The organism is Pseudomonas sp. SMSB3 (genome assembly GCF_052041965.1).
GTDB lineage: Bacteria > Pseudomonadota > Gammaproteobacteria > Pseudomonadales > Pseudomonadaceae > Aquipseudomonas.
Genome location: NZ_JBKGGV010000004.1, coordinates 15,361 through 36,208 on the forward strand (window position 1 = coordinate 15,361; position 20,848 = coordinate 36,208).

Sequence of the window (20,848 nt, forward strand, 5' to 3'; positions counted from 1 at the left end):
TACTCTACACCCTCCAAATGCCGCCGTGCTTGATCTGTGCCCAAGGGGCACGGCGCTCAGGCCCAGGCGCCTGCCAGTAGCAGCGTCAGCAGGCCCAACCCGACCGCCACCGCGCAGCCAGCTACTGACAAAGCTGCACGCCCTTGCCGATACCAGCCATCCCGCCCCAGCGCCTGCGCTGGGTCGAGCAGGCTACGCCAGCGTAGTTCGGTGTCGTGAAAGGCTTGCAGATGCGCAGGGTCTGCGTCCAGCCAGCGGCGAAAATCGATGCGCTCGCACGCGGTGGCCTGCGGGCTTTGCAGGCGCACGTACCATCGTTCCGCGACGCGGGTTACCGCGTCAGCGCCTGCACGGCTCGATTGCAGCGCTTGATTCATGTGGCGCTCGATACTGCGCACGGGCAGGTCGAGCCGTTGCGCGATGCTGGCGTAGTCGAGCTGGTCGAGGCGGTTGAGCAGGAACACTTGCTGGACGCGACGGGGCAGACGCTTGAGCCGATGCAGCAACGAATGATCGACCTGGGCATGCGACGACGGTGTCGGCTGTTCGAGTGGCAGCAGCAAACGGCTCATGGGTCAGCTCCTTGCTTGGCGATGGGGTGGGGGCATCATCCGTGACGCGTGTAGCAGCCTAGGCGAAACGAGATTGATTCTCAAGTGCTGATTCCGCAAAGAATTGTAATAAGCGTTCACGCCCTGAAACACTTTTGCTATCATGCCGCCCATCGAACGATCTTCATTAGCCTGAAGAGCCAAAAAAAAGACCCGGCAAAAAGCCGGGTCAAAAACCGTGATTAGCCTGATGAGGAGATAATCTGAGAGCGACCTAAGCTCCAGGTTATCCAGCAGATCTCGCGATCAGCTGAGTGCAATAATAATCGTTATCATTTGCCAGTCAAATGAATTTTCCGGTTTTCGCGGAAAATTTTTGCTGGTGCACCTCTTTGCTCCGGCAAATGGGGCCGTTTGCCGTTACGCGGCTATCACAATGTGCCTCCCTTGCTGTATCTATTCGCCCGTCTGCAGGGCCCGCCGGTGTTCCAGCAGCGCCCTTGCCATATCGATCATGTGCATCAATGCGAAGGTCAGTTCGCGCGTGCTGCCCTCTTGGTGCGTGGCGTTTTCGTGGGCAGTGGCCGCCGCGCAGCGCAGTAGCTCGATGGCGTGGTCCTGCGCCTGCTCGGAGGTGACACCCGGGTGGAGCGTCCAGATCTGGTTGTGTGGGCTAGGCCGCGTGGGCTTGGGATTGAGGTAGTAATCCAGCGCGCGGCGGGCGGCTTCGCTGTCCAAATCTGTTTCGTCGTCTTTCGATGGTTTCATCCTGATACCTGCTAGGGCCAATGGGGAAAGGGTTCAGGACGATACTAATACCTGCAGTATTTTTGTGTGCTTTAATAAATACTACAGAATGTTTATTGAGCCGCTTAAGGCAGTCCGTATCTTGCCAGCGATGAATATGGATAAATGGATTGCCCTCGTCCGCGACCGGATGGAGGAACTCAAACTGACCCAGGAACAGCTCGCCGAGCGCGTGGGTGTGTCCCAAGGTAGCGTCGGGCATTGGGTGAACAAACGGCGTCAGCCGAAGATCGAGTCGATGAATCGCACCTTCGTAGAGATCGGCATGCCTCACTACAGCGTCAGCCTGCAGCTGCGCATTCAAGGGCAGGTGGGCGAGGCGCGGGGCACTTACCTGGTGGACGAAGAGGACCAGGACCTGGACCTCATGCAGTACATCGTGTGCTTTCGTTACCCGGTGCTGGCATGGGATGCGCTGGACGGTGCGGTCGAAGCAGACCCGGGTGTATTCGAGCAGACCGATTACCTGGCTCGGGGCAAGGGCTATTGGCTCACCGTTGAAAACGATGCCATGAGCGCCAGCAGCGGTCGCAGCGTGCCTCAGGGTATGCGCATCCTGGTCGATCCGGGGCTTGAGGTTGAATCCGGGCGCCTGGTCATAGCCCGTCAACCGGGCAAGACGGCGATTCTGCGAGAACTGGCCGAGGAGGGCGGGCAGCAGTACCTCAAAGCCCTCAACGGCAGCTACCCGACCTTGGTGTGCGAGGCCGGTTGCGAGTTTCTCGGCGTCGTCGTGCGCGTGCACGGCGTGGTGTAATCAGGGGCTGGCTGGCAGCCCCTGCGGCGTCAGTCAGCGAGTTCGACCAGCAGCGCGCCTTCACCTACCATGTCACCTTCCTGGCACAACAGCGCCTTGACCGTGGCATCGTGTGGGGCGCGCACGCTGTGCTCCATCTTCATCGCCTCGAGCACAACCAACACGGTGCCGGCCTGCACCGCTTGCCCAGGCTCGACCAGCACCCGCACGATGCTGCCGTTCATGGGCGCAGTCAGTGCACCTTGCTGAACATGGCGCGTCTCACCTTCGGCGATTGGGTCGAATGCCTGAACGGCGTGTACTTCCCCGTCCCAGCCCAGGAACAAGGTGTTGCCACGGCGCAGCGCCAAGTGGCGGCAGCGCACGCCGTTGTCATCCACCGTCAAATGCTCGTCTTGCCACTGCCAGAGTACTGCAGCGCTGCGCTCCAGCGCGATGGCCTGGCGTTCGGCGCCGCTTTGCAGGTGCAGGCTGCTGCGTGCCGGCAGCCCGAGGCGCAAGCCGCTGCGTTCAGCCCAGGGTGAATGCACGTCGTCAGGGCGTTGGCAGGGCGGTTGGCTCTGCAGCCAGGCTTCAGCCGCTGCCTCCCAGAAGCGGGCCGGCAGCGGTTGCGGCGCGGGCAGCAACGCTGCCTGATGGCGCGGGATGAAGCCGGTGTCCAGCGCCGCCGCGGCGAAGGCCGGGTGTGCCAGGATGCGGCGCACAAAGCCGATGTTGGTCTTCACGCCACCGATGACGAATTCATCGAGCATCGCCAGCAGGCGCAGACGTGCCTGCTCACGGGTCGCGCCCCAGGCGATCAGTTTGCCCAGCATGGGGTCATAGAATGGCGACACCTCATCGCCCTCGCTGACCCCGCTGTCCACGCGCCGGCCCTGGCCAGGCGACGATTCGCGGTACACGGTGAGACGGCCGGTGGCCGGCAGAAAATCGTTGGCCGGATCTTCGGCATACAGGCGAACCTCGATGGCATGACCGTGCAGTGGCACCTGCGCCTGGGTCAGCGGCAGCGCTTCGCCGCAGGCGACGCGAATCTGCCAGGCCACCAGGTCCAGGCCGGTAATGGCTTCGGTCACCGGGTGCTCGACCTGCAAGCGTGTGTTCATCTCCATGAAGAAGAACTCGCCCCCTTCGTCGAGCAGAAACTCCACCGTGCCGGCGCCTACGTAGCCGATGGCCTGGGCGGCGCGCACCGCCGCTTCGCCCATCGCCTGACGCAGGCTGGCCGAGAGTCCTGGCGCGGGTGCCTCCTCGACGACTTTTTGGTGGCGGCGCTGGATCGAGCAGTCACGTTCATTCAGGTACAGGCAGTGGCCATGCTGGTCGGCAAATACCTGGATCTCTACATGCCGTGGCTTGAGCACATACTTTTCGACCAGCATGCGCGCATCGCCGAACGCGGAATGCGCCTCGCGCTGGGCCGATGCCAGGGCCTCGGCCAGTTGACTCGGATCCTCGACCACCTTCATGCCCTTGCCGCCACCGCCTGCGCTGGCCTTGAGCAGCACCGGATAGCCAATCTGTCGGGCCGCCTCACGGAACGTATCCAGGTCCTGCGCGTCGCCGTGATAACCGGGCACCAAGGGCACGCCGGCCTCCTGCATAAGGGCCTTGGCCGCTGATTTGCTGCCCATCGCTTCGATGGCGCTGGGCGGTGGCCCGAGATAGATCAACCCGGCTTGTTCGACGGCGCGGGCAAACCCAGGGTTTTCCGAGAGAAAGCCATAGCCTGGATGAATAGCCTGGGCACCGCTGGCCTTGGCAGCAGCAATCAGCTTGTCCACGTCCAGATAGCTATCGCAGGCTTTGCTGCCGCCCAGGTCGACACGAATGTCCGCCTCGCGGCTGTGCCGGGCCTCGCGGTCGACTGCGCTGTGCACGGCGACGGTGGTCAGGCCCATGGCCTTGGCAGTGCGCATCACCCGGCAGGCAATTTCACCGCGGTTGGCGACCAGCAGGGTAGTCAAAGCAGGCTGGCTCATGGGCGCGGCTCCGTGTTGTCGATGGCTTGCCAGGCGGGACGGCGCTTTTCCAGAAACGCGCGCAGGCCCTCCTGGCCTTCGGCGCTGACGCGGATGCGGGCGATGGTGTTTTCGCAGTATCGGCGCAGCGCCGGGCTGAGCTCGCCATGATCGACTTCGCGCAGCAGGTCCTTGGTCGCGCGCAGGGCCTGGGGGCTGTTTTGCAGCAAGTTGGCGATCCAGGTCTGGACCTGCGCCTCGAGCTGCGCAGCTGGGTACACTTCGGCGAGCAGGCCCAGCGCATGCGCCTGCACGCCGCTGAAGCGCTCGGCAGTCAAGGCATAGCGACGGGCAGCGCGTTCACCAATGGCCTTGACCACGAAGGGGCTGATCACTGCCGGGGCCAGACCGATGCGCACCTCGGACAGGCACAGCTGGGCGTCCTCGGCGCCGATGGCCATGTCGCAACAACTGATCAGGCCCAGCGCGCCGCCAAAGGCCGCACCGTGGACCACGGCCAGGGTCGGCGCTTTCAAGCGGTGCAGGGCGTACATCAGCTCACCCAGCTCGCGGGCATCGTCGAGATTGGTGTTGAAATCCATCTGCGCCGCTTGCTGCATCCAGGCCAGGTCGGCACCGGCGCTGAAATGCCGGCCGCGGCCGCGCAGCAACACGAAGCGCAGGTGCGGATCTTCGGCAAGACGGTCCAGGGCGATGATCAGTTCGCGGATCATCAGCGCGTTGAAGGCGTTGTGCTTGTCCTCGCGGCTGAGCCATAAGGTGGCGAAGCCGCGTGGGTCGTGGATCACTTCGAGGGTCCTGTAATCGCTCATGGTTCACATCCGGAAGAGGCCGAAACGGCTTGGTTCGATCGCCGCGTTGAGTGCGGCCGACAACGCCAGGCCCAATACCTCACGGGTTTGCGCCGGGTCGATGACGCCGTCGTCCCACAGCCGCGCGCTGGAGTAGTAGGGGTGGCCCTGGTGCTCGTATTGATCGAGGATCGGCTGCTTGAGCCTGGCTTCATCCTCGGCGCTGAACCGCTGGCCGCCGCGCTCGCTCTGCTCGCGCTTGACCTGGGCCAATACCCCGGCAGCCTGCTCGGCGCCCATCACGCCAATTCGGGCATTCGGCCACATCCACAAAAACCGTGGATCGTAGGCGCGGCCGCACATGCCGTAATTGCCAGCGCCGAAGCTGCCGCCGATGATCACGGTGAATTTCGGCACCTTGGCACAGGCCACGGCAGTGACCAGTTTGGCTCCATGCTTGGCGATACCGCCTTCCTCGTATTTCTTGCCGACCATGAAGCCGGTGATGTTCTGCAGGAACAGCACCGGGATGCCGCGCTGGCAGGCCAGTTCGATGAAGTGCGCGCCTTTCTGCGCAGCCTCGGCGAAGAGGATGCCGTTGTTGCCGAGGATCGCGATCGGGTAGCCGTGCAAGCGGGCAAAACCGCACACCAGGGTAGTGCCGAACAAGGCCTTGAATTCATCGAACTGTGAGCCATCGACGAGGCGGGCGATCACTTCGCGCACGTCGAACGGCTGCTTGGCATCGGCAGGCACCACGCCATATAGCTCCTCGGCAGGGTACAGCGGTGGCACGGCGGGCAGCTGTTGCAACCTGCCGAGCTTGTGCCAGTTGAGGTTGGCCACGCAGCGCCGGGCAATGGCCAGGGCGTGCTCATCATCGTCGGCGTAGTGATCGGCGACACCGCTGGTGCGGCAATGCACGTCGGCGCCGCCCAGCTCTTCGGCGCTGACCACTTCACCGGTGGCCGCCTTCACCAGGGGCGGCCCGGCAAGGAAGATGGTCGCTTGCTGGCGCACCATGATCGCCTCGTCGGCCATGGCCGGCACGTAGGCGCCACCGGCTGTGCAGGAGCCCATCACCACGGCGATCTGCGCAATGCCCAGGGCGCTCATGTTGGCTTGATTGAAGAAGATCCGCCCGAAATGTTCACGGTCAGGGAATACCTCGTCCTGGCGCGGCAGGTTGGCGCCGCCTGAGTCGACCAGGTAGATGCAGGGCAGGCGGTTTTGCTCGGCGATCGCTTGCGCACGCAAGTGCTTTTTTACCGTCAGCGGGTAATAAGAGCCGCCTTTGACCGTGGCGTCGTTGGCCACGATCATGCATTCAACGCCTTCAACGCGGCCGATACCGGCGATCAGGCCCGCCGCCGGCACGTCTTCACCGTACACTTCATGAGCGGCCAGCTGACCGATCTCCAGAAAGGGCGAGCCGGCATCGAGCAGGCGGTCGATGCGCTCGCGCGGCAGTAGCTTGCCCCGCGCCGTGTGCCGCTGCTGGGCATTGGCGCCGCCGCCTTGGGCGATCTGCGCCAGCAGGCTGCGCAGAGCCTGGACGTGCTCGAGCATCGCCGCATGGTTGCCGGCGAACTCGGGCGAGCGAGGATTGAGCTGAGTGTGCAATGTAGCCATGGCAGTCGCTCCTCGTGCTCAGCGGGTTTCGTTGAACAGTTCACGGCCGATCAGCATGCGGCGAATTTCGCTGGTGCCGGCACCGATCTCATAGAGCTTGGCATCACGCAGCAGACGGCCCGCCGGAAATTCATTGATGTAACCGTTGCCGCCGAGAATCTGAATCGCCTCCAGGGCCATTTGCGTGGCCCGCTCGGCGCTGTAGAGGATCACCCCGGCCGCATCCTTGCGTGTGGTTTCACCCCGGTCGCAGGCCTGGGCCACCGCGTATAGGTAGGCGCGGCTGGCATTGAGCTGGGTGTACATGTCGGCGATCTTGCCCTGGATCAGCTGGAATTCGCCGATGCTCTGGCCGAATTGCCTGCGCTCGTGGATATACGGCAGCACCAGGTCCATGCAGCTTTGCATGATGCCGGTGGGGCCAGCGGCGAGTACCACACGCTCGTAGTCCAGTCCGCTCATCAATACGCGCACGCCGCCGTTGAGCTGACCAAGGATGTTTTCCTCCGGCACCTCGACGTCGTCGAAGAACAGCTCGCAGGTGTTGGAGCCGCGCATGCCCAGCTTGTCGAACTTGTTGCTGCGGCTGAAGCCTTTCCAGTCCCGCTCGACGATAAATGCGGTGATGCCATGGGCGCCCTTGCCCAGGTCAGTCTTGGCATAGATCACATAGGTGTTGGCATCCGGGCCGTTGGTGATCCAGGTCTTGCTGCCGTTGAGCACATAGCGCTCGCCACGCTTCTCGGCGCGCAGTTTCATCGAAACCACATCGGAGCCGGCGTTCGGCTCGCTCATGGCCAGCGCGCCGATGTGCTCGCCGCTGATCAACTTGGGCAGGTACCGGTGTTTCTGCTCAGGTGTGCCGTTGCGATTGATCTGGTTGACGCACAGGTTCGAATGCGCGCCGTAGGAAAGTGCCACCGACGCCGAGCCTCGGCTGATCTCCTCCATCGCCACGACGTGAGCCAGGTAGCCCAAACCGGCGCCACCGAACGCTTCGCTCACGGTGATACCCAGCAGGCCCATATCGCCGAATTTGCGCCACATGTCGGCGGGGAACAGGTTGTCCTGGTCGATCTGTGCTGCGCGCGGCGCCAGTTCGGCGGCGACGAACGTACGCACTTGATCGCGCAGCATGTCGAGGGTCTCGCCCAGGGCGAAGTTCAGGGAGGGGTAATGCATGCGAGGCACCTTATTGTTCTTGATAGAGGTCATACCGTAGCTCACACATCCGTGGCGAAAAGCGTGAGCAAAGGCATTTTGCTGAACGTTTCATAACCTTTACGTAAACGTAAACCTGGGCTTTCGAGCTGTCAATTGCTCCAAAGCGTTTACGTAAATGGATGAATGCTTAATTGAAAGGATCCGCATGCCGAAAATCAGCATGGGTGACTGAACAGAGGGGCCAGCATGATGAACCTGCCGACCCGACGTGAGCCAACGCTCGATGCCAGTCGGCATCAGGCTTTGACAGGCGGCTCCTGACTGGGCGGATCGCCAACCGTCGGCGGCACGGTTGGTTTAATCGGCAGCTCGTCCGGATCCTGCTCCGGCACAGGCGGTGGCAGGCTGGGGTCGTCGATGTTTGGATCAGGCGTTTCCGGGGGTGTCGGGATGTTCATGGCCAGGCCTCGCGTGGTGAATGAACCGCTGCTGCCTGGTTCGACCGCCATCGCCTGCGCGTGGCTCAGTTTTTTTTGAACCCCCATGCCTGCGCGTGGCTCTGAACCCTTACCGCCACCAGCCCAAGGGAGCAAGGCCTGATGTCACTGAACGAGCCCTTCGAAAGCGTGCCCATGGCCAACGATCACCCGGATCAAGCCATCAGCCTGTCCCAGGCCTTGCTGGCGCCGCGCATCGCCATCGAGGCTACCCAGCCGGTACTCGATGGCGGCACTTTCGCGGCCAAGGCCATCAGCAACCAGCCGGTGTCGGTCAGCAGCAAGGTATTCACCGACGGCCACGACCGCATGGCCGTGGTGCTCAATTGGCGCCAGGCGGGCAGCCGCCGGGTGCATTGCGTACCCATGACCTCACCTGGCAACGACTTGTGGGTGGCTGAGTTCACGCCTTCGGAAATTGGCCCGCACCTGTTCAGCATCGAAGCCTGGATCGACCCTTACGCCACCTATTGCTACGACCTGGAGAATAAATTCCAGGCGGGTGTGGATATCAAGCTCGAGCTTGAAGAAGGCCGACTGCTGCTGGGCAAAGGTATCGAGCTCAGCGGCGCGGCTCTGCGCGAGCAACTGCAGGCGCTGTCCGAACGTTTGCATAGCCTGGAGCCGGCCGAGCAGGTCGCGCTGCTGCTGAGCCCTGAGGCCACGCGCCTGATGGGTGAAGCCGAGCATCGCAGCTACCTTACCCGCAGCATCGAGTTCCCGCTGGACGTCGATCGTCCGGCTGCGCAGTTCGCCAGCTGGTACGAGTTGTTTCCGCGCTCGATCACCGACAGCCCAGAGCGCCATGGCACCTTCAACGACGTGCACCAGCGCCTGCCGATGATCCGCGACATGGGCTTCGACGTGTTGTATTTCCCGCCCATTCACCCCATTGGTACGGCGCACCGCAAAGGCCGCAACAATGCCCTGCAGGCCCAGCCGGGCGATCCAGGTAGCCCATACGCCATCGGCAGCGCCGAGGGCGGTCATGACGCCATCCACCCGCAACTGGGCACGCGCGAAGACTTCAGGCGTTTGGTGTCGGCCGCTGCCCAGCATGGCCTGGAGATCGCCCTGGACTTCGCCATCCAGTGTTCCCAGGACCACCCGTGGCTGACCGAGCACCCCGGCTGGTTCAGCTGGCGGCCCGACGGCACCATCCGTTACGCCGAGAACCCGCCGAAGAAATACCAGGACATCGTCAACGTCGATTTCTACGCCCCCGACGCGGTGCCGGGGCTGTGGCTGGCGCTGCGCGACGTGATCATCGGCTGGGTCGAGGAGGGCGTGAAAACCTTCCGCGTGGATAACCCGCACACCAAGCCGTTGCCGTTCTGGCAGTGGTTGATCGCCAATGTACGCAGCCAGTACCCCGACGTGCTGTTCCTTGCCGAGGCGTTCACCAAGCCGGCAATGATGGCCCGCTTGGGCAAAGTCGGTTATGCCCAGAGCTACACCTACTTCACCTGGCGCAACACCAAGGACGAGCTGCGCGAGTACTTCGAGGAGCTCAATCAACCGCCATGGAGCCAGTGCTACCGCCCCAATTTCTTCGTCAATACGCCGGACATCAACCCGTTCTTCCTGCAGCACTCGGGGCGCGCGGGCTTTCTGATTCGCGCGGCGCTGGCGACCATGGGCTCGGGTTTGTGGGGCATGTATTCGGGCTTCGAGCTGTGCGAGGCTGCAGGGTTACCGGGCAAGGAAGAGTACCTGGACTCGGAGAAATACGAGATCCGTCCGCGTGACTTCACCCAGCCGGGCAACATCATCGCCGAGATCGCCCAGCTCAACCGCATCCGCCGGCAGAACCCGGCATTGCAAACGCACTTGGGCGTGGCGTTCTTCAACTGCTGGAACGACAACATCCTGTACTTCGCCAAGCGCACGCCCGAGCGCGACAACTACATCCTCGTGGCCATCAGCCTCGATCCGCACAATGCCCAGGAGGCCACGTTCGAGTTGCCGCTGTGGGAACTGGGGCTGGACGACCATGCCGATACCTTGGGCGAAGACCTGATGAATGGCCATCGTTGGACGTGGCACGGCAAGACCCAATGGATGCGCATCGAACCGTGGCACCAGCCGTTCGGCATCTGGCGCATCCGCAAGGCCGACTAATAAGCGCCGACTGTGGAGAGGAGCGGACTGGCCGCCTGGAAGGGCCAGCCGGTCTTGAAGCGATTGCGCGGTATCGAGGACATACAGGAGTCACCCCATGGCCAAGCGTTCTCGCCCGGCAGCTTTCATCGACGACCCGCTTTGGTACAAGGATGCGGTCATCTACCAGTTGCACATCAAATCGTTCTTCGATTCGAACAACGACGGCATCGGTGATTTCGCCGGCTTGATCAGCAAGCTCGACTACATTGCCGAGCTAGGCGTCAACACCCTGTGGCTGCTGCCGTTCTACCCCTCGCCGCGGCGCGATGACGGTTACGACATTGCCGAGTACAAGGCGGTGCACCCCGATTACGGCAGCCTCGCCGATGCCCGGCGCTTCATCAACGAAGCGCATCGGCGGGGGCTGCGGGTGATTACCGAGCTGGTCATCAACCACACTTCCGACCAGCACCCCTGGTTCCAGCGTGCGCGGCATGCCAAGCGCGGCAGCAAGGCGCGTGATTTCTACGTGTGGTCGGACGATGACCAGAAGTACGACGGCACCCGCATCATCTTCCTCGACACCGAGAAGTCCAACTGGACCTGGGACCCGGTCGCCGGCCAGTACTTCTGGCACCGTTTCTACTCGCATCAGCCAGACCTCAACTTCGACAACCCGCAGGTGCTCAAGGCGGTGATCGGGGTAATGCGCTTCTGGCTCGACCTTGGGGTCGATGGCCTGCGCCTGGATGCCATCCCGTACCTGATCGAGCGCGACGGTACCAACAATGAGAACCTGGCCGAGACCCACGGGGTGCTCAAGGCGATTCGCGCCGAGATCGACGCCAACTACCCTGACCGCATGCTCCTGGCAGAAGCCAACCAGTGGCCAGAAGATACGCGACCGTATTTCGGCGAAGGCGACGGTGACGAATGCCACATGGCCTTCCACTTTCCGTTGATGCCTCGCATGTACATGGCCTTGGCCATGGAGGACCGTTTTCCGATCACCGATATCTTGCGCCAGACGCCTGAGATTCCGGCCAACTGCCAATGGGCGATCTTCTTGCGCAACCACGACGAGTTGACCCTGGAGATGGTCACCGACCGTGAGCGCGACTACCTGTGGAACTACTACGCCGAAGATCGCCGCGCGCGCATCAACCTGGGCATTCGCAGGCGCCTGGCGCCGCTGCTGCAACGCGATCGCCGGCGCATCGAGCTGCTGACCAGCCTGCTGCTGTCGATGCCGGGGACGCCTACCCTGTACTACGGCGACGAGCTGGGCATGGGCGACAATATCTACCTGGGTGACCGCGATGGCGTGCGCACGCCCATGCAGTGGTCGCCCGATCGTAACGGCGGCTTCTCCCGCGCCGATCCGCAGCGCCTGGTTCTGCCGCCGATCATGGACCCGCTGTACGGCTACCAGACCGTCAACGTCGAGGCGCAGAGCCACGATGCCCACTCGCTGCTCAACTGGACGCGTCGCATGCTGGCAGTGCGCAAGCAGCAGAAAGCGTTCGGCCGCGGCACGTTGCGCGCGTTGACGCCACGCAACCGGCGCATCCTCGCCTATCTGCGCGAATACACCGATGCTCAGGGCAACACCGAGGTGATCCTCTGCGTGGCCAATGTGTCGCGCGCGGCTCAGGCGGCCGAACTCGAATTGTCCCAATACGCCGGCAAGGTCCCGGTAGAAATGCTCGGAGGTAGCGCGTTCCCGCCGATCGGCCAACTGCCGTTTCTGCTCACGCTGCCGCCCTATGGCTTCTACTGGTTCCTGCTGGCCTCCCACGACCGCATGCCCAGCTGGCATGTCCAGCCTACCGAGGGGTTACCCGAATTGACCACACTCGTGCTGCGCCAACGCATGGAGGAGCTGCTCGACGCGCCCTCCCGCGACACTCTGCAAAGCGCCATCCTGCCTCAGTACCTGCCCAAACGGCGCTGGTTCGCCGGCAAGGAAGGCCCCATCGACCAAGTGCGCCTGAGCTACGGCGTACGCTTGAGCACGGCCAGCACGCCGGTGCTGTTGAGCGAATTCGAAGTGCTCAGCGACGGCGTCGCCACCCAGTACCAGCTGCCCTTTGGCCTGCTGCCTGAAGAGCAGATCAACAGTGCGTTACCACAGCAGCTGGCGCTGTCGCGGGTGCGCCGCGCCCACCAGGTTGGCCTGATCACCGATGCGTTCGTGCTCGAACCGTTCATCCGTGCCGTGCTCAAGGCCTGCCAGCAAGGCGTGCGGCTGCCCTGCGGCGAGCCCCATGGCGAACTGCAGTTCGAGCATACCGACGCACTGGCCAGCCTCGGCCTGGATGACGACAGCGAGGTGCGCTACCTGAGCGCCGAGCAGTCCAACAGTTCGGTGGTCATCGGCGATCGCGTGGTGCTCAAGCTGATCCGCCGGGTCAACCCCGGTATCCACCCCGAGCTGGAGATGAGCGCCTACCTGACCGCTGCAGGCTTTGCCAATATCTCGCCGCTGCTGGCCTGGGTCAGCCGCGTCGACGCCCAGCGAGCGCCGCACCTGTTGATGATCGCCCAGGGCTATCTAAGCAATCAGGGTGACGCTTGGGCCTGGTCGCAGAACACCTTGGAACGAGCCATTCGCGATCAGATGGAGCCAATTCGCGCTGACGGCGAGACGCATACCGATGCCCTGGCCGAATTGTCCGCCTTCGCTGGGCTGTTCGGTCAGCGCCTGGGCGAAATGCATGTATTGCTGGCGGCGCCCACCGACGATCAAGCGTTCGCGCCGCGCCCGAGCGATGCCGACGACAGCCGCCGCTGGGCGGCGCAAATCAGCGCCGAGCTGAGCCACGCCCTGGACCTGCTGGGGCAACACCGCGAGCACCTGGACAGCGACAGCCAGGCCTTGGTCGATGACCTGCTGCAACAGCGCGATGGCCTTGCCCAGCATGTTGCCCAGCTGGCCGAGCAGGCCCAGGGTGGCTTGCTCATGCGCGTGCACGGCGACCTGCACCTGGGGCAGGTGCTGGTAGTGCAGGGCGATGCCTACCTGATCGACTTCGAGGGTGAACCTGCGCGTCCACTCGAAGAACGCCGGGCCAAGCACAGCCCGTATAAAGATGTCAGCGGCGTATTGCGCTCCTTCGACTATGCTGCTGCGATGATCTTGCGCAGCGCGTCTGCGGTGGACCTTTCAGACGAAGCGCGGCAAGCCCGGCAACGGGTCGCCCGGCAGTATCTGCACCAATCGCGGCATGCGTTTGTCGAAGCCTATGGCCTGGCCACTGCGGGCATGCCGCATGCCTGGCAGCAGGCCGAGGGCGAGCGGGCGGCGCTTGAGCTGTTCTGCCTGGAAAAAGCCGCCTACGAAATTACATATGAAGCCGAGAACCGTCCAAGCTGGTTGGCCGTGCCCTTGCACGGTCTGCATGGACTGATCAGTACCTGGGGAGAGTGAGCATGAACGTTACAACGCGTGAAAACGGCGGCCTTCGGCAGCGGGATCTCGATGCCCTGGCGCGTGCCGAGCACGCCGATCCCTTTGCCGTGCTCGGCCCCCATGACGATGGCGCCGGTGGGCAGGTGATCCGGGCTTTCCTGCCCAACGCCTTGAGCGTGCATGTGCTGGCGCGCGACGACCAGCGGATACTGGGTGAGATGCAGCAGGGCAGTCTGCCGGGTCTGTTCAGCGCCCAGCTCGACCGCGCCCAGGGCTACCTGTTGCAGATCGCCTGGGCCGGCGGCGAGCAGGTGACCGAAGACCCATACAGCTTCGGGCCGCAATTGGGCGACATCGACCTGCATCTGTTCGCCGAAGGCAACCACCGCGACCTGGCCGGCCGCTTTGGCGCGCAGCCGGTCCAGGTCGATGGGGTCGATGGGGTGTGCTTCTCGGTGTGGGCGCCGAATGCGCGGCGCGTCTCTGTGGTAGGCGACTTCAACAACTGGGATGGCCGCCGCCACCCCATGCGCCTGCGCCATGGTGCCGGAGTCTGGGAGCTGTTCGTGCCGCGCCTGGCGGCAGGGGAGACCTACAAGTTCGAAGTGCTGGGCCACGACGGCGTGCTGCCGCTCAAGGCCGATCCGCTGGCCCGAGCCACCGAGTTGCCGCCGAGCACGGCCTCCAAGGTCGCCGGTGCCTTGGCTCATACCTGGCAGGACGAGCAGTGGATGGCCCAGCGCGCCGAGCGCCATGCCTACAACGCGCCATTGTCGATCTACGAATTGCACGCAGGCTCGTGGCAATGTGAGTTGGATGACCTGGGCGAGGTATCGCGCTTCTACAACTGGCGCGAACTTGCCGAGCGAGTGGTGCCGTATGTACAGAAGCTTGGGTTTACCCACATCGAGCTGTTGCCGATCATGGAGCACCCCTTTGGCGGCTCCTGGGGTTACCAGCCGCTGTCGATGTTCGCACCGACTTCGCGTTATGGCAGCCCTGAAGATTTTGCCGCGTTCATCGATGCCTGCCACCAGGCCAGCATTGGCGTGATCCTCGATTGGGTACCGGCGCATTTCCCCACCGACGAACACGGCCTGGCCCGCTTCGACGGCACTGCGCTGTACGAATACGATAACCCCATGGAAGGCTTCCATCAGGATTGGAACACGCTGATCTACAACCTGGGGCGCAATGAAGTGCGGGGCTTCATGATGGCCTCGGCGCTGCACTGGCTCAAGCATTTCCATATCGACGGCCTGCGTGTGGATGCGGTGGCCTCGATGCTCTACCGCGACTACTCGCGCAAAGCCGGCGAGTGGATACCTAACCGCCATGGCGGCCGGGAAAACCTCGAAGCCATCGATTTCATCCGTCACCTCAACGGCGTGGCAGCCGTCGAAGCGCCAGGGGCGTTGATCATCGCCGAGGAATCCACGGCCTGGCCGGGTGTCAGCCAGCCTACCCAGCAGGGCGGTTTGGGTTTTGCCTACAAGTGGAACATGGGCTGGATGCACGACACCTTGCATTACATCCAGAACGACCCGATCCACCGGCCGTTCCATCACAACGAGCTGAGCTTCGGGCTGATCTACGCCTATTCCGAGCACTTCATCCTGCCGATCTCCCATGACGAAGTGGTCCACGGCAAGCATTCGCTGATTGACAAGATGCCGGGCGATCGCTGGCAGAAGTTCGCCAACCTGCGAGCCTACCTCGCCTTCATGTGGACTCATCCTGGCAAGAAGCTGCTGTTCATGGGCTGCGAATTCGGCCAATGGCGCGAGTGGAACCATGACCACCAGCTGGACTGGTACCTGCTGCAGTACCCCGAACACCAAGGCGTGCAGCAGTTGGTCGGCGACCTCAACCGCTTGTACCGTGATGTGCCGGCGTTGCACGAGCAGGACTGCCAGCCCCAGGGCTTCCAGTGGCTGATCGGCGACGATGCGCAGAACAGCGTGTACGCCTGGTTGCGCTGGAGCAGCCGGGGCGAGCCCGTGCTGGTGGTGGCCAACTTCACGCCGGTGCCGCGCGAGGGTTATCGCATTGGCGTACCGTTCGGTGAGCACTGGCAAGAAGTGCTCAACAGCGACGCCGAGCTGTATGCCGGCTCCAACGTCGGCAACCTGGGCGGCGTGCACAGCGAGCAGATCGCCAGTCATGGCCAGCCATTGTCACTGGCCCTGAACCTGCCGCCGCTGGGCGTGCTGGTGATGAAGCCGGCGTGAGGCAGTGAGCAGACCGGGCCGGGCCCTGGGTCAGCGCCGCCTAGCAGGCGCGCTGACCCAGGGCCCGGCCGCGCTCACCAGCGCATTCTTACCCCAAGGCTGCCGATCAGCCCGTTCAGGTCATTGCCGTCGACGTCGTTGCTGTAGTCGGCGCTGACGAACAAGCCCACCGAAGAGGTCACCCGCGCCACCAGGCCCAGCCCCAGCTCCACCGTGGTCGAATACCGCGAGCTGGAGATCTTGTCGACCTGATCAAGCTTCACATTGCCCGTTTCGCTAAAGTCATACCAGACGTTGGTGCGCACATAAGGCTCTACCGGCATACCCCTGACCTCGTAGCGGCCGGACAGCTTGGCACCCACGCGGCCGCTCCAGCTGGGCTGGCTGTCGAAGGCGCGCAAGGTCTCTTCCTGGGCACGGGTGCCGGGATAGAACCGCTGGTTGATCAACTGCGCCTGCGGCTCGATCGTCCAGCCACCGCCCACGCGGATCGGGTAACCACCTTGCAGCGAAAAGGTCATGGCATGGCCGTTGCCATCCAGGCGTTGGCCAGACTCGCTGCGGCCCATGACCTCGATACGCGACCCCATGGCGACGGCGTCCAGGTGCCAGCCTTGTTCATGGGTCATGCTCCAGTAGACCCCCAGGCTTTCGCCACTCAAGTTCACGGCACTGCGCTGTTTGTCACCCAGCAATGGCCGAGAACCGCTGAAGCTGCTCTGCAGGTTGTTGTGGCCGACGAACATGCCCGCCCGGTGCACAGTGCCAGCCGCTGTTTCGCGCACCAACAGGTCCGGGCCTATGACCATCTGCTGGTTCGGCGCTTGCAGTTGCTCAGGCGGCCGCGCGCCAGGTTGCGCTGCGCCGCCGGGGAAGAACGTGGCCCAGGGACGGCTGGCCAGCTCCAGTGCGCTGAAGATTTGCCGCGCGGTCTGAGCCTCACCGAAGGCGCTCAGGGTTGACAGGGTAAACGCATTGGCACCTGTGGGTTCGAGGGTCAGTGTTGGCATACTCGGGCGCTGCAGGTAGTTGGGCGACAACGGGTCGTCCGGCAGCTCGAAGGCCAGGCTCTCCAGGGGCGAGGCAAGCAGCATGGAAGTGGAAACAGCGTGGATGAGCCGATCCAGACGCAGATTTCTGGAAGGTGTGTTCATGGCAGAGCTCCTTTGGATTACCAGTGCCAATGCCCAAGGATCTGGCCTGTTGTCACGAGCTCTACGACAAAAACAGCGGGCGACTCAAACCAGCACGCCAGCTCCGAGATGCGCGCGGCAAGGCGCGCGCTAGAGAGCCTGGCGCGAGTTTTTACAGCGGTTGATCACTTTCAGCTAAGGAGAGTCCGGCGCTTGCGTCAAGAAATCGCAGTGCGCGCGTTGCCTGCCGGATACCTGCGTTAGGCCATTGAATCTATTGATTTAAAGCGCCTTTATAGCAAGCTTCGCTATTTGCCGAGGCAGCACTATGCCAAATCATTGCTAGAGCCTGACTTCCACCGCTAGGGGTAGGTGATCGGACAGATGCGTCCAGGGCCTGTGCCGCAAAATCTGCGGCGCATGGCTCTGGGCGTTACGCAGATAGATGCGGTCCAGACGCAATAACGGCAGGCGCGCTGGATAAGTTCGCGCCAGTAGACCGTGATGGCGCTCGAATGCCTCATGCAGGTCACGCTGCAGCTGCAAGGTGCGGTTGCCGTGCAGCTGCCAGTCGTTGAAATCGCCGGCGATGATCACCGGCTCATCCACAGGCAGGGCGTCGAGCAATTGGCGCAGTAGCAGCAGCTGCTTCTGCCGATGACTTTCGAGCAGCGACAAGTGCACGCAGATGGCGTGCACATGTCGTTGACCAGGTACATCCAGGATGCAATGCAGCAAGCCTCGGCGCTCGGGTCCTGTGATCGACACGTCGAGGTTTCGGTGTTCGAGGATGGGGTATTTCGACAGCAGCGCGTTGCCGTGGTGGCCGTCCGGGTAGACGGCGTTGCGACCGTAGGCATAGTCGCTCCACATGCTGTCAGCGAGAAATTCATACTGCGAGGTTTGCGGCCAACCGGGATAGCGGGCGGCGTGGCGATCGTGGCTACCCAGCACCTCTTGCAGAAACACGATATCGGCCTGGGTGCTGCGCACCGCCTCGCGCAATTCAGGCAGGATGAAGCGGCGGTTGAAGGCGGTAAAGCCCTTGTGGGTGTTGACCGTCAGGACTCGCAGCCGATTGACGGCTGAGGCCTGACGGGTGCTGGCGTAACCTTGGCTGCCGGCTTCAAGGGTCACGGTGGCTCCTCAGTACAGCGAACAGGTACTGAGTGGGACCGGCAGCCCCAGGTAGGGTTCAGTCTTCCTCGTGCTCCAGCACCAGCAGGACCAGCGAGCGGCCTTGAACCTCGAAGCTGCTGTCGAAGGCCAACGGCTGGCCCTTGCGCTGCTTGGGCTGATCGGTGTCGATCAGGCAGTTCCAGTGATTACCCTCGGGCACGCTTGGCAGCTGGAACGGCACCACATCGTGGTGGGCGTTGAAGATCAGCAGCATGGTGGCTTCCGCCCCAGGCCGGCCGATACTGCTGACCTGCGCCCGACCGTCGATCAGCATGCCGAAGCAGCGGCCGTTCGGATCCTCCCATTGCTCAACGCCCATCTCGTTGCCATCCGGTGCCAGCCAGGTCACGTCCTTGACCCCGATGGCCTCGTTGTAATCGCCAACCAGGAAGCGCGAACGGCGCAGCACCGGGTATTTCAGGCGCAGGCGGGTCAGGCGCTTGACGAAGCTCAGCAGCTCCTTGCCTTCATCGTCCAGGTCCCAGTTGACCCAACCGATTTCACTGTCCTGGCAGTAGGCATTGTTGTTGCCGTGCTGGGTACGGCTGAACTCATCGCCCGCCACGATCATCGGCGTGCCCTGGGACAACAGCAGCGTCGAGAAGAAGTTGCGCATCTGGCGCATGCGCAGGTTGTTGATTTCCGGGTCTTCGGTCGGGCCTTCAGCGCCGCAGTTCCACGACAGGTTGTTGTCGGTGCCGTCCTGGTTGTTTTCGTCGTTGTCCTCGTTGTGCTTGCCGTTGTACGACACCAGGTCGCGCAGGGTGAAGCCATCGTGCGCGGTGATGAAGTTCACGGACGAGTACGGCCGCCGTCCGCGGTTGTTGAACATGTCGCCTGAGGCGGTAATGCGTGCGGCGAAGTCGGCCAACTGGCCTTCGTCGCCTTTCCAGAAGGCTCGCGTGGTGTCGCGGAAGCGGTCGTTCCATTCCGCCCAGCCGGGCGCGAAGTTGCCCACCTGGTAGCCGCCTGGGCCGCAGTCCCACGGCTCGGCGATCAACTTGACCTGGCTGAGCATCGGGTCCTGGCGGCAGGCCACGAGGAAGCCGTGGCGCTCGCTGTAGCCATCGTGGTAACGGCCAAGGATGGTCGCCAGGTCGAAACGGAAACCGTCGACGTGCATCTCGCCGGCCCAGTAGCGCAGCGAATCGGTGACCAGCTGCAAAACGCACGGGTGGCTCAGGTCCAGGGTGTTGCCGGTCCCCGAGTCGTTGATGTAGTAGCGTTTGTCGTCAGGCATCAGGCGGTAGTAGGAGGCATTGTCGATACCGCGCATCGACAGGGTAGGGCCGCGCTCGTTGCCTTCGGCAGTGTGGTTGTAGACCACATCGAGAATCACCTCGAGGCCCGCATCGTGGACGTGCGCGACCATCTCCTTGAACTCGGCGATCTTGCCGCTGGCCAGGTACTTGGGGTGCGGGGCGAAGAAAGCGATGGTGTTGTAGCCCCAGTAGTTGTTCAGGCCCTTGTCCAGCAGGTGCTGATCGTTGACGAAGGCATGGATCGGCAGCAGCTCGATGCTCGACACACCCAGATCCTTGATGTGCTTGAGCAACTCGTCATTGGCCAGCCCGGCGAAGGTGCCGCGCAGCTTTTCCGGCACGGCCGGGTGGCGCATGCTGATGCCTTTGGTGTGCGCCTCGTAGATGACCGTCTGCTCCCATGGGATCTGCACCCGCTGGTCACGGCCCCAGGTGAAGGCCGGGTCGATGACCTTGCACTTGGGTACGAAGGGCGCGCTGTCGCGTTCATCGAATGACAGATCGTCGTCAGGGTGACCGATGGTGTAGCCGAACAGCGCCTCGGACCACTTGAGCTCACCCACCAGTTGCTTGGCATAGGGGTCGATCAGCAGCTTGTTATGGTTGAAGCGGTGACCTTTCTCCGGCTCGTAGGGACCGTACACGCGGTAGCCGTAGACCAGCCCGGGATGGGCGTCTGGCAGGTAACCGTGATAGATCTCGTCGGTGTATTCCGGCAGCTCGATGCGCTCGAGCTCATTTTCACCGGTCGAGTCGAACAGGCACAGCTCGACCTTGGTGGCGTTGGCCGAGAACAGTGCGAAGTTGACGCCCAGGCCGTCCCAGGTGGCGCCTAGAGGGAAAGGCATGCCTTCACGGATGCGCGATGGGGCTACGGAGCGAGTTTTCTTTGGGGTGCGCGGGCTCATGGCAATCCTCGATGGCCAAATACAACGGAAGGTATGGGTAACGCTTGCAACACCTGGCACGCTGACCACCCCCATTGCGGGGGCGGTCAAGGCCGTGCAGGTTCAATCAATGGCTCAGCCGGCGCTGGGCTTCTTGGCGGCGCGTGGTTTCTTCGCGGCGCTAGGCTTCACCCCTGGCAGTGCGGCCACTTTCGCGTCGGTGGGCGCCTTGGACGCAGCGGCGGCCTTGGGCTGGGCAGCGGCTTTGGGTTCACTGGCCGCCTTTGGCTTGGCCGCCGCACGTTTGCGCGGCTCAGCCTTGGGCGCCAGTGCCTCGGCCTCGGCCAGCTTGCGCGCCATGTCCCAATGCCGCTCCTCTTGGCCTTCAGGCTTACCTTCAGATTCCCAAATCTGGTAAGCGAATTCGCGTACTCGTTTTTCTTCGACACTCATCACGACG

The 20,848-nt window shown here is 63.1% G+C and carries 15 protein-coding genes; 4 read left to right on the forward strand and 11 right to left on the reverse strand.

Annotation, left to right across the window (positions count from 1 at the left end; genetic code table 11):
• Positions 1-56 precede the first annotated feature (56 nt).
• Positions 57-572: a DUF4880 domain-containing protein gene (locus ACLEJW_RS08400; RefSeq protein WP_145182175.1), complete on the reverse strand. Its 516-nt coding sequence runs from the start codon at positions 570-572 to the stop codon at positions 57-59.
• Between the two features lie 435 nt (positions 573-1,007).
• Entirely contained in the window at positions 1,008-1,319 is a 312-nt protein-coding gene (locus tag ACLEJW_RS08405; protein ID WP_145182177.1) for a DUF6124 family protein, read from the reverse strand.
• 88 nt (positions 1,320-1,407) lie between these two features.
• On the opposite strand from ACLEJW_RS08405, the gene ACLEJW_RS08410 reads away from it, so the two are divergent.
• Complete coding sequence (locus ACLEJW_RS08410; RefSeq protein ID WP_440777344.1) at positions 1,408-2,115, forward strand: LexA family transcriptional regulator; 708 nt, start codon at positions 1,408-1,410, stop codon at positions 2,113-2,115.
• Positions 2,116-2,144: 29 nt separating this feature from the next.
• Here the strand turns inward: ACLEJW_RS08410 and ACLEJW_RS08415 are convergent, their stop codons facing one another.
• The 5 genes from ACLEJW_RS08415 to ACLEJW_RS08435 all read right to left on the reverse strand — a co-directional run bounded on the left by ACLEJW_RS08415 (position 2,145) and on the right by ACLEJW_RS08435 (position 8,193).
• Positions 2,145-4,097 carry an acetyl/propionyl/methylcrotonyl-CoA carboxylase subunit alpha gene (locus ACLEJW_RS08415; RefSeq protein ID WP_440777345.1) on the reverse strand — a complete coding sequence of 651 codons (1,953 nt, stop codon included), beginning with the start codon at positions 4,095-4,097 and terminating at the stop codon, positions 2,145-2,147.
• Entirely contained in the window at positions 4,094-4,909 is an 816-nt protein-coding gene (locus tag ACLEJW_RS08420; RefSeq protein WP_440777346.1) for a gamma-carboxygeranoyl-CoA hydratase, read from the reverse strand. Before ACLEJW_RS08420 ends, ACLEJW_RS08415 begins: the two co-directional genes overlap by 4 nt.
• Positions 4,910-4,912: 3 nt before the next feature.
• Positions 4,913-6,520, reverse strand: coding sequence for a carboxyl transferase domain-containing protein (locus ACLEJW_RS08425; protein ID WP_440777347.1), 1,608 nt, complete (start codon positions 6,518-6,520; stop codon positions 4,913-4,915).
• 18 nt (positions 6,521-6,538) lie between these two features.
• Entirely contained in the window at positions 6,539-7,702 is a 1,164-nt protein-coding gene (locus ACLEJW_RS08430; protein ID WP_440777348.1) for an isovaleryl-CoA dehydrogenase, read from the reverse strand.
• Positions 7,703-7,980: 278 nt separating this feature from the next.
• Positions 7,981-8,193, reverse strand: a complete 213-nt coding sequence (locus tag ACLEJW_RS08435; RefSeq protein WP_145182195.1) for a hypothetical protein — start codon at positions 8,191-8,193, stop codon at positions 7,981-7,983.
• Between the two features lie 90 nt (positions 8,194-8,283).
• Here ACLEJW_RS08435 and ACLEJW_RS08440 point away from each other — a divergent pair, with 90 nt between their 5' ends.
• The 3 genes from ACLEJW_RS08440 (at position 8,284) to glgB (ending at position 15,927) form a co-directional block, all read left to right on the forward strand.
• Complete coding sequence (locus tag ACLEJW_RS08440; RefSeq protein WP_440777349.1) at positions 8,284-10,302, forward strand: alpha-1,4-glucan--maltose-1-phosphate maltosyltransferase; 2,019 nt, start codon at positions 8,284-8,286, stop codon at positions 10,300-10,302.
• A 97-nt stretch (positions 10,303-10,399) separates the two neighbouring features.
• Positions 10,400-13,714: a maltose alpha-D-glucosyltransferase gene (treS, locus tag ACLEJW_RS08445; RefSeq protein WP_440777350.1), complete on the forward strand. Its 3,315-nt coding sequence runs from the start codon at positions 10,400-10,402 to the stop codon at positions 13,712-13,714.
• 2 nt (positions 13,715-13,716) lie between these two features.
• Positions 13,717-15,927, forward strand: a complete 2,211-nt coding sequence (gene glgB / locus ACLEJW_RS08450; RefSeq protein WP_313298632.1) for a 1,4-alpha-glucan branching protein GlgB — start codon at positions 13,717-13,719, stop codon at positions 15,925-15,927.
• Positions 15,928-16,001: 74 nt separating this feature from the next.
• Here the strand turns inward: glgB and ACLEJW_RS08455 are convergent, their stop codons facing one another.
• The 4 genes from ACLEJW_RS08455 to ACLEJW_RS08470 all read right to left on the reverse strand — a co-directional run bounded on the left by ACLEJW_RS08455 (position 16,002) and on the right by ACLEJW_RS08470 (position 20,844).
• Complete coding sequence (locus ACLEJW_RS08455) at positions 16,002-17,081, reverse strand: autotransporter domain-containing protein (protein WP_440777351.1); 1,080 nt, start codon at positions 17,079-17,081, stop codon at positions 16,002-16,004.
• A gap of 321 nt (positions 17,082-17,402) precedes the next feature.
• Positions 17,403-18,197, reverse strand: coding sequence for an endonuclease/exonuclease/phosphatase family protein (locus ACLEJW_RS08460; protein ID WP_145182209.1), 795 nt, complete (start codon positions 18,195-18,197; stop codon positions 17,403-17,405).
• 58 nt (positions 18,198-18,255) lie between these two features.
• A complete protein-coding gene (glgX, locus tag ACLEJW_RS08465) occupies positions 18,256-20,409 on the reverse strand; it encodes a glycogen debranching protein GlgX (RefSeq protein WP_440777352.1) in 2,154 nt (717 codons plus the stop codon).
• Positions 20,410-20,523: 114 nt separating this feature from the next.
• Positions 20,524-20,844, reverse strand: coding sequence for a DUF2934 domain-containing protein (locus ACLEJW_RS08470; RefSeq protein ID WP_145182215.1), 321 nt, complete (start codon positions 20,842-20,844; stop codon positions 20,524-20,526).
• Positions 20,845-20,848 lie beyond the last annotated feature (4 nt).

Bases quoted from the DNA above. Each gene is read 5' to 3' on its own strand.
- ACLEJW_RS08405 (WP_145182177.1), bottom strand. From the start codon at position 1,319: ATGAAACCATCGAAAGACGACGAAACAGATTTGGACAGCGAAGCCGCC.
- ACLEJW_RS08400 (WP_145182175.1), bottom strand. From the start codon at position 572: ATGAGCCGTTTGCTGCTGCCACTCGAACAGCCGACACCGTCGTCGCAT.
- ACLEJW_RS08455 (WP_440777351.1), bottom strand. From the start codon at position 17,081: ATGAACACACCTTCCAGAAATCTGCGTCTGGATCGGCTCATCCACGCT.
- ACLEJW_RS08420 (WP_440777346.1), bottom strand. From the start codon at position 4,909: ATGAGCGATTACAGGACCCTCGAAGTGATCCACGACCCACGCGGCTTC.
- treS (WP_440777350.1), top strand. From the start codon at position 10,400: ATGGCCAAGCGTTCTCGCCCGGCAGCTTTCATCGACGACCCGCTTTGG.
- glgX (WP_440777352.1), bottom strand. From the start codon at position 20,409: ATGAGCCCGCGCACCCCAAAGAAAACTCGCTCCGTAGCCCCATCGCGC.
- glgB (WP_313298632.1), top strand. From the start codon at position 13,717: ATGAACGTTACAACGCGTGAAAACGGCGGCCTTCGGCAGCGGGATCTC.
- ACLEJW_RS08440 (WP_440777349.1), top strand. From the start codon at position 8,284: ATGTCACTGAACGAGCCCTTCGAAAGCGTGCCCATGGCCAACGATCAC.
- ACLEJW_RS08425 (WP_440777347.1), bottom strand. From the start codon at position 6,520: ATGGCTACATTGCACACTCAGCTCAATCCTCGCTCGCCCGAGTTCGCC.
- ACLEJW_RS08410 (WP_440777344.1), top strand. From the start codon at position 1,408: ATGTTTATTGAGCCGCTTAAGGCAGTCCGTATCTTGCCAGCGATGAAT.
- ACLEJW_RS08415 (WP_440777345.1), bottom strand. From the start codon at position 4,097: ATGAGCCAGCCTGCTTTGACTACCCTGCTGGTCGCCAACCGCGGTGAA.
- ACLEJW_RS08435 (WP_145182195.1), bottom strand. From the start codon at position 8,193: ATGGCGGTCGAACCAGGCAGCAGCGGTTCATTCACCACGCGAGGCCTG.
- ACLEJW_RS08430 (WP_440777348.1), bottom strand. From the start codon at position 7,702: ATGCATTACCCCTCCCTGAACTTCGCCCTGGGCGAGACCCTCGACATG.